We start from the raw sequence: 22,589 nt of genomic DNA, 5'->3' as shown, positions 1-22,589 counted from the left end.
ACTCAGCTGGGCCGCTGCGGCGACGCGACGGCGGCCCGCGCTGCGGATCAGCCGCAGTGTCTCGGCGGCGGATGGACGATCCGTCAGTCCGCTCCACCCCAGGCGGGGATGGAGGCGTTTGCATGCGTCGGCGTCTCCCTTGCGATGGATCGGTTGCAGTCCGCCCGGTACCGGTGCGCTGCGTCGAAGATGCTCCAGCCGTCGATCTCCTCGGTGGCGGGAGCGTCGGGTCGCCAACCGCGGTTCAGGGCTGCGTCGAGCAGCGCCCTGACAGTGCCCGGCTCGTGGAGGTTCAAGGTCCTACCGAGGTCCATGCCGACCGCCCCGGACGGCATCAGGTACCCGTCCGGGACAAGCCGATCGGGGCCCGCCCGGAAGGCGATACGGAGACGCCCCGTCGTTCTGGGCCGGCGGATGACGAGTGTCTCGCAGCAGTCCTCGTACCGGCCGTCGCCCAGGGTGCGGTGATGGTGGCTCAAGCTCCAGAGGAAGCCCTCCCCCTCGACCACGAGACGCCGTGCCCTCTTGTCACTACGAGCCATCCCCCGATCCTAACGACCCGCGTTCCGCGCGATTCCGTGTGGCTCGGGTTCGGTCGGCGGCCTTTCGCTGCAGGTGCGCTTGCATATGTGCGATCTGGGTCTTCAGACCGAGTTGCTGGAAGATGTCGAGGGCTTGTCTGAGGTGCGTGTCGCTTTCCTCGATTCTTCCGAGCTGCTGGTAGCACTGCCCGATGCCGGCGTGGGCGCCGGCTTCGACGGCGGCCATACGGGTCTGGCGGGCCAGGTTCAGGACATCGCGGTAGAGCTCCAGGGCACGGAGGTGATCGCCCGTTGCGGCGACGGTCCCGGCGTAGAGGTCCAGAGCCCAGGCTTCGTTTCCCCGGGCGCCGATCCGGCGGAAGATGTCGAGGGCCTTCTGGAGATCCGGGAGCCCGTCTTCCGGGCGGCCGGCGAGACGCTTGAAGTATCCGAGGTTGCCCCATGCGTTGGCCTGGCCATTGGGGTCGGCGAGGTCGCGGAAGAGTTCGAGCGCTCGCCGTGCCGCGTCGATGGCGGCAGGGTGGTCGCCGGCGTGGGCACAGGCCTGTCCCAGCCCCAGGAATGCTCTGGCTTGACCGATCCGGTTGCCGGCTCCGCGGTGCAGGTGCAGGGCCTGTTGTTGATGGCGGGTGGCCGTGGTGTAGTCACCGGTGGTTTCGTGGACCACGCCGAGGTTGGACAGGGCGGTGGCCTGCCCCTCCTGGTCGCCGAGGGCCTGGTAGGCGGCGAGGGCGGTGTGGAGGTCGCGTTCGGCTGCTGGGTAGTCGCCGTTGAGCCGGTAGACGGTTCCTCGTTGGACATGGGCGTTGGCCAGTCCGAGGTGCTCGTCCAGTTGCCCGTACCGCTCGATCGCGTGGTGAAGGTGCTGTTCCGCCATGGCGCGCCGGCCGGTGAACGCGCTGACTTGTGCCAGCAGGGTCAACGCGTTGGCGTGCCCGAGGTGCCCGCCGGCCCGTTCGCAGTGGTGCAGCGCGGCTTCCAAGTCGGAGGCCGCGCCGGTGAAGTCTCCCGTCAGCGCCCGCAGATAGGCCAGGTCGGTCAGCGCGGTACCCAGGACAGCGGGCAGTCCCAGTCGTTCGGCCAGGTCGGTGGCTGTGGAGTGCACGGTGATCGCTTCGTCCCAGGGGCCGTCGGCAGCCAGCAGGGTGGCCATCGCGCCCGCGAGCCGCACGGCCCGCAGCCCGTCGTGGGCGGCGGCGTGGCCGAACGCGGCCAGCAGGTTGGAGCGTTCGGTGCGCAGCCAGGTCCAGGCGGAGCTTCGGTCGGTCAGCGTGGGAGCGACCTTCGGCGCGGGTCCCTGGACCGGGAGCCGTGGAGTCGAGGTCACGAGTGCCTGCGCGCACCAGGCGGTGTGCTGGTAGTAGTCCAGCAGTCGGGTCGCGGCGGGGTCTTGTCCGCCGGGTGCCTGCTGTCGTGCCTGCTGTCCTGACAGCGTGCGGGCGTAGGCGCGCACAAGGTCGTGCAGCCGGTAGCGGCCGGCCTGGTGCTGCAGCAGCAGGTTGTGGTCGAGCAATGACTCCAGCAGGTGCTCTGCGGTACGCACGTCGCCCAGGTCGGCCAGATTCGCGGCAGCGTACGCATCGATGTCGTCGCCGGGAAGGTGGCCGAGCAGGCGGAACAGGTACTGCTCCGCCTCGGGCAGCCGGTCGTAGGAGGTGGCGAAGACCGCGGTCAGGTCGCGATCGGTGTCGCGCAGGTGGGCGAGCCGGTCGGTCGCATCCCGTAGATGTGCGACCAGGTCCGGGACGCGCAGGGCCGGGCGGTGGCGCAGTCGCGCTCCGACGATCCGCAACGCCAACGGGAGCCGTCCGCACAGCTCCACCAACTCGGCGACGGCGTCGGTCTGGTCGGCGCTGATCCGCTGCGGCCCGGCGACCTGACGCAGCAGCGTCGCGGCCTGGTCGATGTCGAGCACGTCCAGGGTCAGCGTGTGCGCGTCGTCCAACCCGGTCAGGCGGGTCCGGGAGGTGATCAGGACCAGGCAACCGGCCTCACCCGGAAGCAGCGGTCGAACCTGGGCGGCGTCAACGGCGTTGTCGAGCAGGATCAACGTGCGGGTGCCGGCCATTCGGGACCGGTACAGGGCTGCGCGCGCCTCCACCCCGGGCGGGATCGCCTGCGCCGGCACGCCCAGGGACCGCAGCAGCGCCTCCAGGGCATCGGCCGGGGACATCGGCTCCCAACCGGCCGAGTGGGCGTGCAGATCCACGAACAGCTGGCCGTCGCCGTAGCGGTCCTTCAGCTGGTGCGCGGCGTGGATCGCCAACGCGCTCTTGCCGATCCCGGCCATCCCGTCCACGGCGGCGATCACCAGCCAGCCCGCGGAATCCGATGCGGTGGCCGCCGCCGTCAACTGCGCCGTCTCACGCGAACGGCCGGCGAACAAGCGTGTCGCGGCCGGCAACTGAAAGCGGGCGCCTCCGGCATACACACCCGTCGAGTTGTCACTACCACTACCGGCGCCGGACGCCGCACCAACGCCTGCGGGGAACTGATTCTGTGTCATCTGCTCGACACCGAGCGCCCCGGAGATGCGACGCATCGTGCTCGGATGCGGCCGCCGGGTCCGCCCGCGCTCGATCTCGCTGATCGCGCGCACACTCACGCCCGCGCGCGTCGCCAGCTCCTCGATGGACAGGCCCTTGCCCCGGCGGAGGGCACGGAGGTCACCGCCCAGCGACCCCGGTGTCATCCTCGTCCCTCCGCCCGCAGCGCGCCCAAGGAGATCAGCCCTGCTGCGGAAACTGCCTGGTATTCCGCCGGAAAGCATCATCCGGCTCATCATGGTCGGCGACAAGGGCGCGTCCATAGGCTGACAGCGGGCGAACCACAGGTGTTCCGCTGACGAACAGGAATCGGACGGCACCAGGAACACCACCGGGCAGTTGGGTTCCCATATGTCGGCGTGTGCTGCCGCATGCGGCAAGCCGGCGGAACGCTGACGCATTCCCTGTGCAGTTCACACGCTTCAGGAGGTATTGCCGGTGAGAGCACTGCCATCAATGTCGATCCGACGACTGCGAAGGAGTGGCCGCGGTAGGGCCTGCCTCGCGCTGGTCTGCGCGGCCGGAGTCATGACGGCTCCCGTGGCCGGTGGCGCGCCGGCCTACGCTACGCCGACGGCGAGCGTCCCGCCGCCGGCCGGAGTGCCGCGCCCGGACGCGGTTGCGACGTCGAGCATCACCCTGCCGGGCGGTGACCGTGTCATCTATCAGGGAGCTAGCGGAAGCCGGTCGTACGACGTGGTCGGGCACGATGGCCGCACCGTGCCGTTCCTGAAGTTCGATCCTGGCAGCGGGCATGACTACGTCATCCCGGCCTCCGCGCTGTCCCACGTCGCGTCGCTCGATCCGGAGCAGTACGACGTGCCGCAGTTGTCCCGTTCCGCGGCATCGCCCGCGACGCAGGCGTCCCAGACGCCGGCGGGGTACCCGCTGCACATCGTCCAGATCAATGCCAACGACTTGACCTCGGCACCAGCGCAGAACGCCCTGAGCTTCGTGATGAACGTCGACTCGAGGGCGAAGTTCGCGGCGGTGGTCCCGGACATCGGCGGGGTGGCCCGAGTGGCCGTGCCGGTGGGGAACTACGCGATCTACACCGGTTTCGCCGAGTACGACGCGAGCGGGAATCCCACCGGGGTGCGTCTGGTGCTGCAGGACGACCTGGTGGTACCGGACTCCAGTGGCGTCACCACGGTCACCGCCGACGAGCGCGCCGCTACCGCGCAGGTCTCGGCGGCCACACCGCGTCCGGCGAAGTCGGACAATGTGACGCTGAATGTGATCCGCACCGACGCCGTCGGCAACGCGGTCCCGATCCAGGCCGTCGCCTCAGGCAACGTCTTCGTCTCCCCGCAGGGCGCGCCGGCGATCGGGAAGCTCGGCTCCCAGGTGGTCTGGGACGGGGAGAGTCCGGCGGGTGCCGGCTCACGCTACCGCTATGACCTCGTCTTCCCGCAGGCCGCCGATGTCCCCGCCAACGAGAGGTTCCCAGTGACGGCGAGCGGGTTGGCCTCGCTCCACTACACGTTCGACACCGACGCCTCCAACACCGCCCACACCGCCCTGTACGAGATAGGCATGCGCAGCGATCAGCTCGGAGGCATGTTCGCCTACTATCCGGTGACCGTGCCCGAGAGGCTCACCGACTACGTCACCGCACCTCTGCCCAGCGGTTTCTCCTGGCTCCAGAGCTACTTCGCGGAGCTGGGCAGGGCGCCGGACGAGGGGTTCGCCGGCTTGCAGGCCGGCGACGTGCCGAGCTTCGCCGCAGGGCAGCAGGTGTGGCGCACCTGGGGACACGGACCGCTGGGCCCGCAGGTGGGCCGGTTCAGCGGTCCCAGTCTCTGCTACTCCTGCGTGGCCGGCACCACGATGGGCATCGCCTTCAACGGCGACTTCACTGACAGTGAACCTGAGACTCCGGGCTACTACGAAGTCCCCTTCGGTTACCCCAACCCGACCGTCGAGAACTTCGTGGTCTATCGGGACGGCCGGCAGATCGACCAGGAACCCGGTGTGGGTGCGTGGTTGAACGACATCCCGCAGCAGACCGACACCTACCGGGCGGTGTTCGACGTGGACGCGAGCGGGATCAGCTCGGTGTCACAGGCCACGAAGACCCACACGGACCTGACCTTCGTCTACAACCCGGCCGGCGACCCGCATTTGACGCTGCCGCCGGCTGACTCCTGCTACGAGGGGGGCGGCGATCCGGCCTCGTGCAGGATCCTCCCGATGTTGGACCTGAACTACCAGCTGAACACGGATGGCAGCAACACCGGCCACGCCGTGTCGGTGCTGAACCTGACGGTGGGTCACGAGAGCTACGACGGGCAGGGTTCGCAGGCCCCGGCCACCTCGGCGAAGGTCGAGGTGTCCTTCGACGGCGGCTCCACCTGGAAGTCGGCTGCCACCGTTCCCACCGTCCGCAACCACTACCTGGCCGTCTGGCCCAACACCGGGGCCAAGGGAAGCATGCCGTCGCTGCGGATCACCGCGACCGACTCGATCGGCGGCTCCATCACCCAGACCATCACCAACGCCTACACCATCGGCTGACGGGAGCGATCATGAGACTGACAACCAGACCCCGGTTCCGACTCGGGGCTGCCGCGGTGGGCCTGGCGGCCCTGACAGCGACCGCGTCGATGGCAGCCCCGTTCTCGACGGCCTACGCGGGACCCGTGGAATCCGCGCACACCGCCTCGTCCGCTGTCCGTGACGTGTGCGGCGCGGCGAAGGCCGGGTTCGAGCGCTGTCTGGCCGAGGTCCGCACGGATGTGCACGGGGGCCTGGGCGTGCGCGGGAGGGCGGCTGCCGCCGTCACCGGCCAAGCGTCGGCGCTGCCGGCCGGCTTCGGCCCGGCCGACCTGCAGGCGGCCTACAAGCTGCCGGCCACCGGGGGCGCGAACCAGACCGTGGCGATCGTCGACGCCGGTGACGACGCGAGCGCCGAGGCGGACCTCGCCGTCTACCGCTCCAGCTACGGCCTGCCCGCCTGCACCACCGCCAACGGCTGCTTCAGGAAGGTGAACCAGTCCGGAACCGCCTCGCCGCTGCCGGCGGATCAGGGCTGGGGCATCGAGATCGCGCTGGACGTCGACATGGTGTCCGCCGCTTGCCCGCAGTGCCACATCCTGCTGGTGGAGTCCGACGACGCCTACTCACGGAACCTGGCCGCCTCCGTGGATACCGCGGTCCGGCTCGGGGCGACCGAGGTGTCCAACAGCTACGGCGCAACCGAGGGCAACGGCATCCAGGCGTTCGCCGGAGACTACGCCCATCCCGGAGTGGCGATCTTCGCCTCCTCCGGCGACAGCGGCTACGGCATCCCCATCATCCCGGCCGCGTACAGCTCGGTGATCGCCGTCGGAGGAACGTCGCTGACCAGGGACTCCAGCGCGCGCGGCTGGAGCGAGACGGCGTGGTCCGGCGCCGGCAGCGGCTGCTCGGCCTGGATCGACAAGCCGACGTGGCAGACCGACCCGGACTGCCCGGGACGCATGATCGCCGACGTCTCGGCGGACGCCGATCCGAGCTCCGGCCCCGCCGTCTACGATTCCGACCCCTACGACGGCGCCCCCGGCTGGGTCGTCACCGGCGGCACCAGCGTCGCCTCCCCCTTCGTCGCCGGGGTGGTCGGCCTGGCCGGCAACCCCGCGAAGTTCCCGAACGCCTCGGCGTTCTACGCGCCGTCCGCCGCGGCCGGCCTGAACGACGTGGTGGGCGGGAGGAACGGATCCTGCGAGGGCGACTACCTCTGCACCGGTGTCGCCGGGTACGACGGCCCGACCGGCATGGGATCGCCGAACGGTCTGTCTGCCTTCTGACAGGTCGACAGCGCACCGACGCCTCGGGCTCCGTGGACGACGTCCACGGAGCCCGAGGTGCTGGGAACGAAGCACCACGGCAGCGGGAGAACGCTCAGTCGCATCTCACCGTTCACCGGCTGGAAGGGGCGGGTCTGCTCACGACGGGCCTCGCCCGCCACGGCGTGGCGGTGTTCCGGTGCCGGTGGGCGTCACGGGGTGGGGGGCCAGTTCAGCAGCGCGCTGTCGGCGACCTGCTGGAGGTCGTCGCGGCAGACGCCGCCGGCTGCCTGGACGGCGATGCCGTAGGCGAGGGTGGTCACGTAGCGGGCCAGGTGCGCTGGATCGCTGCCCGGTGGCAGGTCGCCCTCATCGAGGGCTTGCTCGAAGCGTGAGCGGATGGCCTCCCCGCCGTCCCGGCGCCAGGCGATCAACGCGTCGCGGGCACTGTGCGCTGTCTCACCGACGGCCAGCGCGCCCTGGACGCCCAGGCACCCGGCCGGGCAGTCGGGCCGGGTGGTGGTCCGGACGGCGCCGTTCAGGACGGCCCGGGCCACCGCTTCTGCGGTCGGCTGCTCCAGTGCCTTGGCCACGTACCCGGCCGGGCCCCGGGTGTAGCGAGCCAGGGCCTTGCGGAAGAGCTCCTCCTTGTTGCCGTAGGCCGCGTACATGCTGGTGCGGGTGATGCCCATGGCCTTGGTCAGGTCGGTGAGGGTGGCTCCCTCGTAGCCGTGCTCCCAGAACACCAGCAGCGCGCGTTCCAGGGCCTGCTCGGCGTCGAAGCCCCGCGGCCTGCCCATCACTGCCTGCTGCTGTCCGGTGTCCATAGCCCCAGCATACCCATATCAGTACCGTCCGGTACTCAAGTAGGCCCAGGGCATGCTACGGTCTATTCAGTACCGATCGATACATAAGTTTTCGCAGATCAGAGACTCGACCGGTCGCACGTCCACGCCAAGACCTTGAGGAGACGAACCACCATGGGACAGCTCGAAGGCAAGACCGCAGTCATCACCGGCGGCACCACCGGCATCGGCCTGGCCGCTGCGAAGAGGCTGGCAGCCGAGGGGGCCCAGGTGTTCATCACCGGACGGCGCAAGCCGGAACTGGATGCGGCGGTCGAGGCCGTCGGCGCCCGCGCAACCGGGGTGCAGGGGGACGTTGCGGTCCTGGCGGACCTGGACCGCCTCTACGACACCGTGCGCGGCCAGGGCCGCCGTATTGACGTACTGTTCGCCAACGCCGGGGGCGGCTCCTTCACCACTCTCGAACAGGTCACCGAGGAGCACTTCGACCAGACCTTCGACATCAACGTCCGCGGCCTGCTCTTCACCGTCCAGAAGGCGCTACCACTGCTCAACGACGGCGCCTCGGTCATCCTGACCAGTTCCACGACCGCCACCACCGGCGCCGAGGCGTTCGGGGTCTACGCCGCCTCCAAGGCCGCCGTCCGCTCTTTCGCCCGCACCTGGGCCAACGAGCTCAAGGTCCGCGGCATCCGGGTCAACTCCATCACCCCCGGCCCGATCGACACCCCCGGAGTCACCGGCCTCGCCCCCGACGAGGAGCAGGCCACCGACCTGAAGACCTTCCTGGCCGGCCAGGTCCCGCTCGGCCGGATGGGGCGCCCCGAGGAGATCGCCGACGCAGTCCTCTTCCTCGCCACCGACCGAAGCAGCTTCATCACCGGATCCAACCTCGACGTCGATGGCGGCCTCAACCAGGTCTGATCCCCGGTGCACGGCGAGCTGAGCGCTCAGCACGCTGCCACTGCCGTTTCACTCGCGTAAAACAAAAGGAGACCATTAGTTTCCCTATTGACTCTTTGCGTGTCGAGTCGCCAGGATGACGGCGTCGCCGCAGCCCGTTCTTCGCCGGGCTGCCCTCCCCGTGTTCCTGGCGGTGCCCTCGCACCGCTGTTCAGGCCTGCCTGCGGGTGGATCGGCGGCCCGCGAGACAAGGAGAGTCACCGCATGAACGACGCCCTGACACAGTGGGATGCCGAACGCGCCGCCAGGATCGGGGAGTTCTACCGCGACCTGCACCGCAACCCCGAGCTGTCCTTCCAGGAGCACCGCACCGCGGCGAAGGTGGCCGAAGCCCTGGCACCGCTGGGATGGGACGTGCGTACCGGGATCGCCGGCACCGGCATCGCCGCCGTCCTGCGCAACGGCCCCGGCCCGGTGGTGATGCTCCGCGCCGACATGGACGCGCTTCCCGTGCGCGAGGAGACCGGCCTGCCCTACGCCTCGACGGCCACCGCCACGGACCCGTACGGCCGGGAGGTGCCGGTCATGCACGCCTGCGGCCACGACATGCACACCGCCTGCCTGCTCGGCGCGGTCGAACTGCTCACCGCCGCACGGCAGTCGTGGTCCGGCACGGTGGTCGCGGTCTTCCAGCCTGCCGAGGAGAACGTCAGCGGTGCCGCCGCGATGGTGCGCGAGGGCCTGTTCAACCATGTGCCCGTCCCCGCGGTCGTGCTGGCCCAGCATGTGAGCCCGATGCCGGTGGGCACGGTCGGATACCGGCCCGGACCGCTGATGGCCGCCAGCGACACCCTGGACGTGGTCCTGTACGGCCGCGGCGGGCACGGCTCCTCCCCGGAGAACGCGCTGGACCCGGTGCTGATGGCCGCCTGCACGGTGGTCCGCCTGCAGGGCATCGTCTCCCGCGAGCTGTCCATGCAGGACCAGGCGGTGGTCACCGTAGGCCGGCTCCAGGCCGGCACCAAGGACAACGTCATCCCCGACACCGCTGAGCTGGGCATCAACACCCGCTCGTACTCCCCCGAGATCCGCGCGCGGCTCAAGGCCTCGATCGAGCGGGTGGTCCGGGCCGAGGCCGCCGCCTCCGGTGCGCTCAAGGACCCCGACCTGACCTGGACCCACGGCACCTCGGTGCTGGTCAGCGACCCCGACGCCACCACGCGCACCCTCGACGCCCTGGCCGCGCTCGTCGGACGGGACCGTCTGACCGAACTCCCGCCCGTGCCCGCCAGCGAGGACGCCGGCGTGATCGGCGACTTCGTCGGCGCGCCGACCGTGTACTGGTTCTGGGGCGGCTCCGACCCCGCGACGTTCGCCGACGACCGCGCCGCAGGTCACCTCGTCGCCAACCACCATCCCCGCTTCGCCCCGGACCCGGAACCCACCCTCGCCTCCGGGGTGGCCCTGATGACGACGGCGGCCCTGGCATGGCTCGACAGAGCCTGACCGTATGCTGGTCCGGCCACCACCAGGGGGGCGGACCGGGTACGAGAGGCAGCAGCGATGACCGACGAGCGGCCGCCCGCACGTCGGGGACGCCCACCGGACCTCGAAGCACGCCGACGCACCCTGGAACTGGCCACCACCGTACTGAAGGAGGGCGGGTACGCGGGGCTGACGATGGACCTCCTGGCCCGCCGCTCCGGGGTGTCGAAGAAGTCGCTGTACCGCTGGTGGCCGAACAAGGCGGCAGTCGCCGCCGAGGCCCTGGCCGCACAGGCGGAGGTGCTACCCGTGGACGAGACCGGGGACTCGCGCGCCGAACTGCTCGCCATCGCCCGCAACGCACGCCGCTACGCCACCGCGGACGAGCTCCCCCTGGGATTCACCGCCCAGCTGTCCATCGCCGACCAGCGCGCCCTCGGCCGCAGCTACATGGAGCACGTGATCCGCCCTCGGCGCCTGCTCTCCAGGGACGCCCTCGACCGCGTCGTCGCGCGCGGCGACCTCCCCCAGGACACCGACACCGACGCCCTGCTGGATCTGTGGAGCGGTTTCGCCGTCTACCGCCACAACGTGCGCGGCGTCACGATCACCGACCACCTCGTCGAGCAGCTCGTCGACATGGCCCTCTCCGGCAGCGTCCCCCGCCTGACCTGACCTGACCAGGCATGGCACCCGCACCGGGGCCCGCACCGGCGGTCGCGCCGCGCCCTCCTCTCCTTCTCCTCCGGTCTCCTTCCCCTCCGGCCTTTCGGCCTCCTCCTGTGGAGCACCCATGCCCGAAAGAACGCCCCCGTCGTCCACGGCTGCCCGTTCCGCACTCGCCGTTGTCAGCTTCCTGGTCTTCGTCGAGCTGTGCAGCGGCATCCTCCAGGGCTCCGTCCCGACCCTGGTCCCGCTCATCGGCGCCCAGATGCACATCAGCTCCGGCTCCCTCAGCTGGGTCAACACCCTGCCGCTGCTGGTCTCCGGCATCTCCGTCCCGCTGGCCTCCAAGCTCGGTGACATCCACGGCCACCGACGCATGATCCTGATCACGATGGCTGCCGTGGCCGTCGGCTCCGTCCTCGCCGCAACCACCACCTCGTTCGGCCTGCTCCTGGTCGGCCGTGCCCTGCAGGGCCTCTACACCGCCTGGCTGCCCCTAGACTTCGCCATCGTCCGCGACCGTGTCCAGGGCAGGCAGGCCGGGACCGGCATCGGTCTGCTGGTCGGGGCCGTCTTCCTCGGCAGTACCCTCGGCGCGGTCGGAACCGGACTGCTCTCGCAGCACGTGGCCACCGCGCGCGCCATGATGTGGTTCCCCGCGGTCGCGATCCTGCTGTGCCTGCCCGTGGTGCTCCTGCTGATCCCCGAGTCCGTCACCCGCAACCGCAGCCACATCGACTGGAGCGGCACCGTCCTGCTCAGTACCGGGCTCGGTACCGGTCTGCTGGCCCTGGGTCGCGGCAGCGCCTGGGGCTGGACCAGCGCAACGGTCCTCGTACTCGCCGCGGCGGCCGTGCTCGCGCTCGCCGCCTTCACAGTGACCGAACTGCGCACCGCCGAACCGCTGATCGACGTCCGCCTCATCACCGGACGCCGCCTCGCACCCCTCTACCTACTCAGCTTCGTCATCGGCATCGCCATGTTCGGCTCGCAGACCGCCGGCAGCACGTTCATGGCCACGCCGAAGCAGTTCGGGTTCGGGTTCGGCTTCGACACGCTCCGCCTCTCCCTGATGGCGCTGCCCACCACCGTCGCCGCCTTCCTCTCGGCCGGCGCCGCATCCCGCCTCCTGCGCGTCCTGGGAGCCCGCACCCCGCTCGCTCTCGGCTTCGCCGGCTTCACCGCCTCCTACGCCCTCATCGCCCTTGCCCACAGCGCTCCCTGGCAGTTCGTGGTCTCCGGCGTCCTCGCCGGTGTGGGACTCGGCCTGGTCATCGGCGCGCTGCCGGTCCAGATCATGGGCCACCTGCCCGCCGACCAGACGGGCATCGGCACCGGCATCTACAACACCCTCAAGGCTCTGGCCGGTTCGGTCTCCGGAGCCGCCTTCGCCGCGGTCCTCGACCACAACCTCCTCAAGCTCCCCGTCCCCGGCGTCGAGCTGTCCGACCTGCACGGCTACGTCATCGTGTGGACCAGCTGCGCGGTCATCTGCCTTCTGGGCCTGGGCCTCTCCCTCGTCATCGGCCGTGCCCCCGTCACCACCGGGCAGACCAGCCTGCGACCGGTCGAAGCCCTCTCCTCCGAGTAACCACCGCGCTGCGCGCCGACCGTCGCCGCGGGCGTCCACGCACCAGGGACCTCCGCGGCGACGGCCGCACAGGTGTTGGGGGGTCAGGAGGCGTCGGGATCCGCTGCGGGAATCGCGCGCATGACGAATCGGACGACCTCCTCCACCCCCCGCCGTGCCTGGATCAGCGTCGTGCGGCCGGTGGTCCACGAGGTCAGCGCACCCAGCAGGGTAGACCCGATGGCTACGCGGGCGGGGCGGGCGTACTCCTCCGGGATGTCCCCCATGAGCACCCGCATGACCTTCTCGTTCTCCACGTCCAGCTCGTCGATCGCCTCGCTTGTGGCCGTGTCCGGGCACGTCGACACGAAGACCACCACCTTGGCGAAGTTGGGGGTGCGCTGGAAGCTGCGGAGCTGCCGCTGGATGTAGGCCACCACGCGGTCCTCCGCACCGGCGCGACTGCGGTCCTCGGACTCCGTTTCGGCCAGCACCTGCCGGGTCAGGCGACGGTGCCACTCCGCCCAGGCCGCCGCCAGCAGGTGCTCCTTGGAGGCGAAGTAGCGGTAGGTGGTGCCGAGCGCCACATGCGAGCGCTCCGCCACCTCGCGCATGCCGACCTTCTCCAGGTCCGTCGTCTCCAACAGGTCCAGGACGGCTTCGACGATCCGTTGGCGGCGGGCGAGTTGCCCAGCGGTCATCGACGTCGCGTCGGCGTAGAGCAGCTCATCAGGCACGCGCCCAGGATACGGCAACACCGTTTCACCCCCGTCACGCAGGAGCTGCAGACCGCCCCCGGTGACAGTGCAGTTGCACGGCGGGGGCGGTCTGCAGCGGGTCACCCGTGCAGAAATGCGGTTCACCCACGATTGCCGGCGTCCCCCTGATCCTCCAGCAGGCGCTTGACGACCTTTCCGGTGGCCGAGTAGGGAAGCGAGTCACGGAACTCCACGTGCGCCGGCACCTTGAATGCAGCGAGAGCCTCTCCCACCCACGCGCGCACGCCCTCGGACTCCCATCCTGTTCCCGGACGCAGCACGATGCAGGCCTTCACCTCCTGGCCCAACACCTCGTGCGGCACGCCGACGACTGCGACGTCTGCCACTGACGGGTGCTCGACCAGCCGGTTCTCGACCTCCACCGGGTAGATGTTCTCGCCCGCGCGCACGATCAGGTCCTGGCGCCGTGACTCCAGGTACAGCCGACCTCCCTCCACCCGCCCGAAGTCGCCGGTGCGGTACCAGCCTTCCGCGTCCAGCACCCGGGCGGTGGCACGGGGATCCTGCCAGTAGCCGAGGAACACGGAGCCGCTGCGCAGCCATATCTCGCCGACCGTGCCGTCGGGCACGGGCGTGCCCGACTCGTCGCGGACCTGCAGCTCGGCCAGCGGTACGGGGGCGCCGACCGAGGACGGGTGCGCTCTCAGCTCCTCGCCGGTGATGGTGGTGCCCGAGCCGAAGGTCTCGGTCATGCCGAAGCCGTTGCCCAGGCGTACGTGGGGGAACCGCTGCCCCAGCAGGAAGGTGAGCCGCGGGGGCAGGTTCGCGCCGCCCGTGCCCAGGACGGCGACAGCCGGAAGGCGCGCGGCGTCGAAGCCCGGGGTGTCCAGGAGTCGCCAGAACTGGGCGGGCACCCCGTTCCAGACGGTGACCTTGTGTTCGGCCATCAGATCGAGGTGCGTTTCCGGGTCCCAGCGCCCCGGTCGCGGCATCACCAGGGCACCGCCGGCGAACGGGGCGGACGCCAGGGCCATCATCAGGCCGGAGACGTGGAACAGCGGGGAGGAGACCAGCGCGGTCATGGTGGAGCCGGCACCGTCGGCGGGGTTCCGGCCTGCTCCGTCAACGGCGCCGAGGGTGCCGCTCATGGCGTTGGCCTGCGCCGCGTGCACGATGTTGCGGTGCGAGATCAACGCTCCTTTGGCGCGGCCGGTCGTGCCGCTGGTGAACAGCAGCAGTGCGGCTGCGTCCTCGGCGACGGTCTCGCCGTCGTCCGGCCCGGGACGGGCCGGGGTGCGGTCCGCCTCGCGGTCGGCCCGGGCTCCGAACTCGTCGAACAGTTCCACCGGTGCCGCCGCGCGGGCCGCCGGGGGAAGGCGCTCGATCCGGCGGGCGTCCCCGAGGAGCAGACGGGGCTGCGACAGTTCGACTCCCTGCATCAGTTCGCTGCCGGTCCACCAGCCGTTCAGCCCCACGGCCACCGCTCCCAGGCGCAGGACGGCCCACAGGTGGAGCAGGTACTCGCTCTGGTTGGCGCCCAGCAGCGCTACCCGGTCCCCGGTGCGCACCCCTCGGCGGGCCAGGGCGGCGGCCCTGGCCCCGACGGCCCGCCATGCCTGCGCGTAGGTGACGACCTGTTCGCCGTCGATGAGGTACGGGTGGTCGGCGTGGGAGGTGGCACGCGTCCTCAGCAGGTCGGGCAGGCTGCGGAAGCGATGGGTGAAAACCTGCCCCCGGCGGCCGTTCACGTCCTCCTCGTGGTGGGCGAAAGGGGCGTCCGGGCCGGTCAGGGCCTTGAGTGTGCGGTCCGGGAGCGGCGGGAGCTGCCACCTCAGGGTGGATGGGGACGTGTCCATGGAGCCCTCACAACGGTGGGAGAGTCAGGGGCGGGGATTGCGGCCCGCGTGCGGTGGCCGCGGTCGGGGACCGGCGCTCAGCTGACGCCGAGGATGCGCGCGGCGTTGCCGTACAGGAACTGCGGCCACACCTCGTCCTTGAAGGGCACGGCGGGCAGTTCGCCGAAGATGCGGTCCAGCGTCAGCCCCATCGGGAAGTAGCCGGCGTAGAGGATCTTGTGGGCGCCGCGGGTGTTGGCGAAGTCCACCACGGCCCTGGGGTAGTAGCGGGGGGCGAAGGCGGAGGTGGAGTAGTAGAGGTTGGGCCACTTCAGCAGGAGCTTGACCGCGAGGTCGGTCCACGGCTCGCAGCCGTGGCGGGTGACGAAGACGAGCTCCGGGAAGTCGTACATGACCTCGTCGATCAGCTCGACGCGCTGGGGGTCCATCCGCAGCCGCGGGCCGGGCACCCCGGCGCAGCAGAAGAACGGGATGCCCAGCTCCACGCACTTGGCGTAGTAGGGGTACATCTTCTTGTCGTTGATGGCGACCTGCGGCAGCGCCCCTGCGGGGAAGCAGCCGGCTGCGCGTACGCCGAACTCCTCGTGGGCGCGCACCAGTGCGCGGATCCCGTCCATGCCGGCGTTCGGGTCGATCTCGAAGGAGCCGAGGAAGCGGTCGGGGTGCTGGGCGAGGGCCTTGTGGGAGGTCTCGTCGCCGACTCCGGTCAGGCCGTAACGGATGTTGAAGCGGTCCATCTCGTGCAGGGTGAAGGCGACCGGGTCGTCGGTGGGCAGGTCCTTGGGTACGTCCTTGAACATGTACTCGACCGGGAACTGGTACTCCTCCCGGGACTGTCGGTCCTTGGTCTGTCGGCGGATGAAGTCGTACTGGTCCCATCCGTCGTGCGGGAAGCCGATCATCGTGTCGATCACGGGTGTTCCTGCGGGGAACGGCATGTCGGTGCCTTTCTCGGGGGTACTGCAAGGGGGGCTGGTCACGCCTGCTGCAAGGCGCCTGTGCGGTGCGGCGCGCCGGGAGCGACGCGCCAGCGTGGAGGCTCGCCCACGGTCTCGCGCATCTCGACCCGTCCCAGCCGCTGCCAGTGGCGGAGGAACGCGTAGGCTTCGACGGCGGCGAGGTAGTGCGCCGCCTGGGAGTGGTGCGATCCGGGACGCTCCGTCTGCCGGACCCGATCGGCGACCTTCCAGGCGCTGACCGGACGGTCCGTCGGCAGGGCGGCCAGGATCTGCTCGCCTCGGCCCGTGTAGTGCGCCCGCGCCCGTTCGTGCAGCGCCGCAGCGTCGGCCACGGGCTCGCCGTGGCCGGGCAGGAGCGAGCCGGACAGGGGTTGCGTCCGGTCCAAAGAGGCCAGGTAGTCGCCGACGGGATCGGGCCCCTCGTCGTCGGCGCCCTCGCCGTCGGCGCCCTCGCCGTCGGCGCCCTGACGGGGCGTATCGCCGTCCAGGTACAGACGGGGGCGCAGGCCGGGCAGGAGGTGGTCGCCGGCGAACAGCACTCCGGACTCGTCGAGGAAGCACAGGTGACCGGGGCTGTGCCCCGGTGTCCGCACCGCCTGGATGCGGCGCCCCCGGGTCGGGGCCGCCTGGCCGTCGTCCAGGGGGGTCAGCACAGGCCTGGGCAGCAGCGGTATGCCACCGAACTTCGCCTCCAGGGCCTGGGCGGTGGACGCCGGGGCTCCGAGCCGGTCCAGCATGCCCAAGGGACGGGCGCCGCCGCGGTTCCCGACGTCGCCCCCGTCCTCGAACGCGCCCCACTCCGCACGATGGGCGGCGACCCAGCACCCGGTCTGCTGCTGCAGGGCCTGCGCCAGACCGGCATGGTCGGGGTGAGCGTGCGTCAGCAGTACTCCTTCGACGGCGTCGAGTCCTGCTCCGAGCGCTGCCAGGCCTGACCGCAATGTCCTCAGGCTCACCTCGTCCCAGCCCGCGTCGACCAGGACGATCCGGTCCGCGCAGGCCAGGGCGTACACGTTGACGACCGGCGGGGTGTTGCGCTCGACGAGGACCGGCAGGCGCCACACCCCGTCGCCGACCGGAGTCGGGGCGTGGCGCCCGCGGGGCCCGTAGAGGGAAGACCTCATCGGGGCAGTCCCAGAATGCGCTCCGCTATCACATTGAGCTGGATCTCCACGGTCCCGCCGCCGATCAGGACGCTCGGCAGCTGGAGTTCGCCCTGTACCAGGCCGTGGGCGTCGGTGCCGACGGCCCCCTCTGCGCCCAGCAGTCGCAGTCCGGTCGCGGCGGCGGCACGGTCGGCCAGGGCGCTGCCCACCTTCAGGACGCTGGCAGCCGCGCCCGGTTGCAGTCCTGACAGGCGGCGCAGCGTGGAGCGGAGGCCGAGGGCATGCAGGGCGATCCGGGTCGCTGTGATCGACCCGAGCGCCTCCAGCACCGCCGGCGCGTCCGCTGCCGGCGTTCCGCTCCGTACCGCGTCGCGCAGCCGCTCGGCACCGTCCCGGCCTCCCATGCCCGAGCCGATGGTCAGGCGCTCGTTGGCGAGCGTAGTGGCCGTCAGCTTCCAGCCTTCGCCGGCCCGACCAAGCAGGCACTGGTCGGGGACGAAGACGTCGGTCAGGAAGACCTCGTTGAACTCCGCCTCTCCGGTGGCCTGCCGCAGCGGGCGCACCTCCACCCCGGGTGAGTGCATGTCCACGAGGAAGCAGCTCAGACCCTTGTGCCTGGGTGCCTGCGGATCGCTCCGGGCCAGGCAGATGCCCCAGTCCGCCTCGTGCGCCGAGGAGGTCCACACCTTCTGGCCGTTGAGCACCCAGCCGCCGCGGTCCCGGTCCTGGACGGCACGGGTGCTGAGCGAGGCGAGGTCCGAGCCGGCGCCCGGTTCGCTGAACAACTGGCACCACGTCATCTCGCCGCGCAGGGTGGGAACGGCGAACCGTCTCTTCTGCTCCTCCTCGCCATGGGCCAGGACGGTGGGCACCGCCCACTCGCCGATGACCGACGAGGGCCGTTCCAGGCCGCGCTTCGCGAACTCCTGGGCGATGACGGCCTGCTGGGCCGGCGAGGCGTCCAGCCCGTAGGGCCTGGGCCAGTGCGGGGCTGCCAGGCCGGTGTCGGCCAGCAGGGTGCGGCGCGGTCCGGTGCCGGACGCGGGCCAGGCGCCGGGGCGCTGCGGCAGGTTCGGGGGCAGGGTCATCGCGGCGTCGAGCTGCTCGGCGACCCACTCGCGGAATGCCGGGTCCTCGTCCTCCAGTTCGAGGTCGAAGTCCCGGGCCGCGGTCAGGGACAGTGCGCCCAGGTCGCTCGCCCGGGTTGGGACCGGTCCGGTCAGGGCGTTCAGGCTGATGGCACGGCGCCAGTACAGGTGGATGTCGTGTTCCCAGGTGAAGCCGATGCCGCCCAGCAGCGTGACCGCGTCCAGGACCGCGTCGACAGCGCGGCCGGGGCCGACCACCGCGGCGGCGGCAGCGGCCAGGCGCGACTGCGTACCGTCCTGGGCAAGGCTGCGGGCGGCGTCCCACGCGGCTGCGGCGCTCAGTTCCGACGCCAGCAGGAGCAGCGCTGCCTTGTGTTTGACCGCCTGGAACGAGCCGACGGGACGGCCGAACTGCTCGCGGACCTTGACGTGGTCCACCGCCGTCCGCAGGCTCTGCGCGACCACGCCGCTGGCGTCGGCGGCGTACAGGGCGGTCACCGCGGCGCGCACCCGGTCGGCGTCCAGTCCGGGGACCAGGTCCGCCGCTGCGACCTGAGCGTCCGTCAACCGGAGTCTTCCCAGGTCACGGGTGAGGTCCACGCCCTCCTCCGGCAGCAGTGCACCGGCCAGCGCCTGCACCGGCAGGGCGAACCAGACGGCGTCCCCGGCTGCGTCGTCGACGCGCTCGGCGCCGACGAGGAGCAGGTCGGCCGACAGCAGGCCGAGCACGGGAGTGCTGCGGCCGGTCAGGACCCACCCCTGTGCTCCCAGGCGTGCCGTGACCCCGCTGCCGGGCAGGACCACCGCTCCGGTGGTGCCGTCGGCGAAGCACCGCAGCACTTCGCTGCGCCTGACGCCGGCGGCCGCCGTCGTGACTGCGGCGCTCGCGGTGACGGTGGGCAGGAACGGGCCGGGCAGCAGGGCCCTCCCGGTCTCCTCGACCACGACGGCCAGGTCCACCAGCGACCCGCCGTCGCCGCCGTCGGCCTCGTCGATGTGGATTCGGTGCAGCCCCTGCGCAACCAGCGCGTCCCAGTGCTTGGGGCGGTCGCCGGCCGCATACCGGGACAGGTGCAGCCGAGTCTCGGCGACGCTCGCGTGATGTGCAGTGAAATCCCTTACTGAATCGGCTAGTTGGATGTGCTCTTCGGTGACCGGGAGGGCCATGCGCTGCTCCCTGGGGAATCGGGTTCGACGGGTGACGGGTGTATCCACTGGGAGACGAGGTCGGCCCACCGCTGCGAGACGGTCTGTTCCATCTCCGCCGCGGACTTCCGTGCGGACGCGTCGGGTGACGCCGCCCGCAGCGCGGCGAAGGGGCCGTGGGCGGTGGCCGGCAGCAGGGCGTCCAGATCCTCCCTGGCCAGCCCCGCCGCCTCCAACTGCCGTGCGTGCCCGTCGATGTCGAGGACCTCTGGCAGGTCCGAGACGGCGAGCCGGACGGCCGCGTCCTCCTCGCCGTTGTCCATGAGGATGCCGATCAGGCTGGCCTTGCTCAGCTGTACCACGGTGGCTCCCTGTGCTTGTTCCGGAGGTCCGCGCGGTCAGGCGGGGCTGCGGCGGGTGGCCAGCTCCCAGCCGTTGGTGCGCATGACGGCCTCGCACTGCTCCGGTGTGTAGTCGAAGTTCTCGAGGTCCTTGATGTAGGAGGCGGGATCGGCCAGGCCCTCGACGTGGGGCCAGTCGGAGCCCATGAGGATGTGGCCGGGCCCGATCAGTTGGAGCAGGCTGGCGAGTTCGTCCTCGTAGAACGGGGAGACCCACACGTGGCGCTTGAAGGTCTCGCGCGGGTCCTCGGGGTAGAGGTGCGGAACCTGGCCGTAGGACTTGCTGAGCTTCTCGAAGAGGTGGAACACCCAGGCGGAACCGATCTCGATGGAGGCGATCCGCAGGTTCGGGAAGCGGTGGAACAGGTGCAGGGAGAGGTGGCTGGCCATGGTGTCCTGCATGGGGTCGGGAGAGGAGATGCCGCGGAAGGCCGACGCCCGGTACGCCTCGGTGAAGTCCCGCTCCCCCCATTCCCCGAGGAACTTGGCGTAGTGGGTCTCACCGCCGTGGTAGGCCACCGTGATCCCGGAGTCGGCGGCGAGCTTCCAGAAGTCGTCGAAGACGGGATCGGCGGGTGCGCGCATGCCGCTCTCGGTCTGCACCGGGCCGGGGATCATCACCACGAACCGCGCGTCCCGCTCCAGGGCCCACTCCAGCTCCCGCGCCGCATTGGCGGGGTCGGCCAGGGTGATGTAGGGCGCCGCGAAGATGCGGTTCCGGTAGGCGAAGCCCCAGTCCTCGGCCAGCCAGCGGTTGAAGGCGCGGAAGGCGGCGGTCAGCGCCGGGATGTCATGGGCCAGGGCGACCTCCATGCCGACTCCGAGGGTGGGCAGCATGAGGCAGGCGTCCATGCCCTGCCCGTCCATGACCGCCACCCGGGCGTCGCGGTCGCGGTACTCGCCGCGTATCGGCCCCAGTTCGCCCATCAGCTTGCTCACGTCGGCGGACTTGGGGTTGCGCCCGCGGAAGTACTCGTCCATCACCCCGGGCGCGGCGACCGGGTCGAACGTGGGCTTGGGGATGAACTTGTTCACCCTGCCCGCGACCAGCAGACGGGTCCTGCCCTCGATCTCGGCCCACTGCATGGCCCGCTTGCGGTACTCGGGCTCGAGGTGGCGGGTGAAGGCGTCCAGCGCCTCGTAGTAGTGGTTGTCGCAGTCGAAGAAGCGGAACGGGAGTTGGTGCGCCATCAAGGGACTCCATACGTGTGAGGGGAGGCTCGCCTTCAAGATAGAACGAGGTTTCTCGAAGAACAAGACCTGAGAGAGGATCAGGAAACTGCTCTACGCCCGCAAACTTGGACATGGCCATCGCGGAAGTGTCCAGTTCCATGAACAGGGTTTCACCAACGCCGGTCAAGCGGCTACGACGCCGGCCTGTTCCGGAGCGTGCTGCTCCTCGCTGGCCGCGCCACCGGTCGCCGCCGCGCGGGCGTGGCGGAGGACCAGGGTGCAGGTGCAGGCGACGACCGTTGCACCCAGCACGATCCACATCAGGATCTGTGCGGTGCGGAGCGTCATCAGGGAGTACTGGGCGGTCAGATTGACCTGGCCCAGGGACTTCGGCCCCAGGGTCACTTTCATGACCAGCGGGTCGGCCCAGATCACCGCGGTCACCGTGGCGGTGGCGATGGACTGGCCGATGTTGGCGGCCACGCTGAACATGCCGGCGCTGATGCCCTGCAGGCGCGGCGGCGCGGCCTCCATCATCAGGGTCGGGGTGATGGCGTAGTAGGCGCCGAAGCCGAGGCCGAAGACCGCGCCGGTCAGGGCGAAGAACCAGATGCCGTGCGTAAGCAGCGCCAGCATGAGCACGGCCGCTGACGCGAAGGCCGCGAAGCCGAGCAGCAGGGGAAAGCGCATGCTTCGGCGTCCTGCCAGCCAGCCGGCCGCAGGCCCGGCGAACAGGGCCGTACCGCCCTGCCACACCATCTGGTGCACTGCGCAGCCGATCAGGGAGAGGCCTCCCGCGAAGGCGAGGGAGCCGCTGAAGGAGACGTGCAGCAGCGCGGCAGTCGCGCTGGGCAGACCTGAGGCGACGGCCTGTGCGTGTGCGCCGGCGGTCAGTTGGGCCGCGGTGGGGGTCTGGGTCATCAGGGGCACCGCGTAGGCCCAGACGCTGACGGCCACGCTGCCCCAGAAGGTGACCGCGAGCGTGCCCAGCACCCTGCGGTCGCCGAGCAGGTGCAGATCGATCAGCGGTGAGGGGGCGCGCCGTTCGACGGGGACGAAGAGGCCGAGCAGCACCAGCCCTCCTGCCAGGTAGGCGAGGCTGCCCGGGGCGGTCCAGCCCCAGTTGTGCCCGTTGCTGAGGTAGACGAGCAGCAGCGCCAGTCCCGCAGCCAGGACGAACGCGCCGAGCAGGTCCAGGTGTTGGCGGAAGCGGTGGTTGGACTCCGGTACCAGCAGGACGAGCAGGACCAGGGTCGCGATTCCGTACAGGGTCATGACCCAGAACAGCGACCGCCAGCTGTAGTGGTCGAGCAGGTAGCCGCTCAGCAGCGGGGCGGCGATGACCCCGGCGCCCGAGCCGGTGGTGAGCATGCCGATGGCGGTCGGTACGTACCGCCGCGGCAGGATGTCGCGGAAGAGGCCGTAGGCGACGGCACCGATGCCGAGGGAGAGCCCCTGCAGCACCCGGCCGGCCAGGAAGGCGGCCCAACTGGCGGTCAGCGCGGTGACCAGCGACCCGATGACGAACAGGACGCCGCTGACCGTCATCATCCGCTTCTTGCCCCACAGGTCGGAGGCTTTGCCGAGCAGCGGAGCGGCCACCGCGCCGGTCAGGGCGAAGACGGTGTTCACCCAGCTGATGTCGGCGCCGACACCGGGGAAGCTCGGCGCGATCCTGAGCACGGCCGGGCTGACCATGGTGAACTGCAGGACCCCGGTCTCCGCGAACAGGACGGTCACCGCGACGATCAGGAAGACCCGTCGCCGGGAGGCCTCCGGCAGGCGGTCGTCGGGTCCCGCGTGGCTTTCAAGTGATCTCTCAGGCTCCTTGGGCATGGTTCAGTACTCCTTGTCGT

General features: G+C 70.6%; 17 protein-coding genes. 6 read left to right on the top strand and 11 right to left on the bottom strand.

What is annotated here, in order from left to right; genetic code table 11:
* Positions 1-83 precede the first annotated feature (83 nt).
* Positions 84-542: a hypothetical protein gene (locus tag ABUW04_RS10050; protein ID WP_380564165.1), complete on the bottom strand. Its 459-nt coding sequence runs from the start codon at positions 540-542 to the stop codon at positions 84-86.
* The gene (locus ABUW04_RS10045; protein WP_380564163.1) at positions 532-3,420 is read right to left on the bottom strand and encodes an ATP-binding protein; all 2,889 of its coding nucleotides are present in this window, start codon (positions 3,418-3,420) and stop codon (positions 532-534) included. The genes ABUW04_RS10050 and ABUW04_RS10045 overlap by 11 nt, the downstream gene beginning before the upstream one ends.
* 196 nt (positions 3,421-3,616) lie before the next feature.
* On the opposite strand from ABUW04_RS10045, the gene ABUW04_RS10040 reads away from it, so the two are divergent.
* Complete coding sequence (locus ABUW04_RS10040; protein ID WP_380564161.1) at positions 3,617-5,605, top strand: hypothetical protein; 1,989 nt, start codon at positions 3,617-3,619, stop codon at positions 5,603-5,605.
* Positions 5,606-5,616: 11 nt separating this feature from the next.
* The gene (locus ABUW04_RS10035; protein WP_380564159.1) at positions 5,617-6,876 is read left to right on the top strand and encodes a S53 family peptidase; all 1,260 of its coding nucleotides are present in this window, start codon (positions 5,617-5,619) and stop codon (positions 6,874-6,876) included.
* 191 nt (positions 6,877-7,067) lie between these two features.
* Here ABUW04_RS10035 and ABUW04_RS10030 read toward each other — a convergent pair whose 3' ends face one another.
* On the bottom strand, positions 7,068-7,682 hold the full coding sequence (locus tag ABUW04_RS10030; protein ID WP_380564157.1) for a TetR/AcrR family transcriptional regulator: 615 nt from the start codon (positions 7,680-7,682) through the stop codon (positions 7,068-7,070).
* Between the two features lie 153 nt (positions 7,683-7,835).
* Between ABUW04_RS10030 and ABUW04_RS10025 the strand changes: the two genes are divergently transcribed.
* From ABUW04_RS10025 to ABUW04_RS10010, 4 genes are all read left to right on the top strand, one after another.
* Complete coding sequence (locus ABUW04_RS10025; protein WP_030254952.1) at positions 7,836-8,585, top strand: SDR family NAD(P)-dependent oxidoreductase; 750 nt, start codon at positions 7,836-7,838, stop codon at positions 8,583-8,585.
* 243 nt (positions 8,586-8,828) lie between these two features.
* Positions 8,829-10,070 carry an amidohydrolase gene (locus ABUW04_RS10020; protein WP_380564155.1) on the top strand — a complete coding sequence of 414 codons (1,242 nt, stop codon included), beginning with the start codon at positions 8,829-8,831 and terminating at the stop codon, positions 10,068-10,070.
* Between the two features lie 57 nt (positions 10,071-10,127).
* The gene (locus ABUW04_RS10015) at positions 10,128-10,724 is read left to right on the top strand and encodes a TetR/AcrR family transcriptional regulator (RefSeq protein WP_030254955.1); all 597 of its coding nucleotides are present in this window, start codon (positions 10,128-10,130) and stop codon (positions 10,722-10,724) included.
* A 118-nt stretch (positions 10,725-10,842) separates the two neighbouring features.
* Positions 10,843-12,306, top strand: a complete 1,464-nt coding sequence (locus tag ABUW04_RS10010; protein WP_380564153.1) for an MFS transporter — start codon at positions 10,843-10,845, stop codon at positions 12,304-12,306.
* 83 nt (positions 12,307-12,389) lie between these two features.
* On the opposite strand, the gene ABUW04_RS10005 is transcribed toward ABUW04_RS10010, so the two are convergent.
* From ABUW04_RS10005 to ABUW04_RS09970, 8 genes are all read right to left on the bottom strand, one after another.
* Complete coding sequence (locus ABUW04_RS10005) at positions 12,390-13,022, bottom strand: TetR/AcrR family transcriptional regulator (protein WP_380564152.1); 633 nt, start codon at positions 13,020-13,022, stop codon at positions 12,390-12,392.
* A gap of 122 nt (positions 13,023-13,144) precedes the next feature.
* Complete coding sequence (locus tag ABUW04_RS10000) at positions 13,145-14,860, bottom strand: class I adenylate-forming enzyme family protein (RefSeq protein ID WP_380564150.1); 1,716 nt, start codon at positions 14,858-14,860, stop codon at positions 13,145-13,147.
* Between the two features lie 77 nt (positions 14,861-14,937).
* A complete protein-coding gene (locus tag ABUW04_RS09995; protein WP_232242175.1) occupies positions 14,938-15,774 on the bottom strand; it encodes an amidohydrolase family protein in 837 nt (278 codons plus the stop codon).
* Positions 15,775-15,836: 62 nt separating this feature from the next.
* Positions 15,837-16,943: an MBL fold metallo-hydrolase gene (locus tag ABUW04_RS09990; protein ID WP_380564148.1), complete on the bottom strand. Its 1,107-nt coding sequence runs from the start codon at positions 16,941-16,943 to the stop codon at positions 15,837-15,839.
* On the bottom strand, positions 16,940-19,180 hold the full coding sequence (locus ABUW04_RS09985) for an acyl-CoA dehydrogenase family protein (RefSeq protein ID WP_380564146.1): 2,241 nt from the start codon (positions 19,178-19,180) through the stop codon (positions 16,940-16,942). The genes ABUW04_RS09990 and ABUW04_RS09985 overlap by 4 nt, the downstream gene beginning before the upstream one ends.
* Complete coding sequence (locus ABUW04_RS09980; protein ID WP_030254973.1) at positions 19,144-19,521, bottom strand: hypothetical protein; 378 nt, start codon at positions 19,519-19,521, stop codon at positions 19,144-19,146. The genes ABUW04_RS09985 and ABUW04_RS09980 overlap by 37 nt, the downstream gene beginning before the upstream one ends.
* 36 nt (positions 19,522-19,557) lie before the next feature.
* Positions 19,558-20,751, bottom strand: coding sequence for an amidohydrolase family protein (locus ABUW04_RS09975; protein WP_380564144.1), 1,194 nt, complete (start codon positions 20,749-20,751; stop codon positions 19,558-19,560).
* A gap of 165 nt (positions 20,752-20,916) precedes the next feature.
* Complete coding sequence (locus ABUW04_RS09970; protein ID WP_380564143.1) at positions 20,917-22,569, bottom strand: MFS transporter; 1,653 nt, start codon at positions 22,567-22,569, stop codon at positions 20,917-20,919.
* Between the last annotated feature and the right edge of the window lie 20 nt (positions 22,570-22,589).

The organism is Streptacidiphilus jeojiensis (genome assembly GCF_042510965.1).
GTDB classification, from domain to species: Bacteria; Actinomycetota; Actinomycetes; order Streptomycetales; family Streptomycetaceae; genus Streptacidiphilus; species Streptacidiphilus jeojiensis.
The sequence above is the reverse complement of the archived record's forward strand: the minus strand, read 5'-3'. Positions and strand labels throughout refer to the sequence as shown.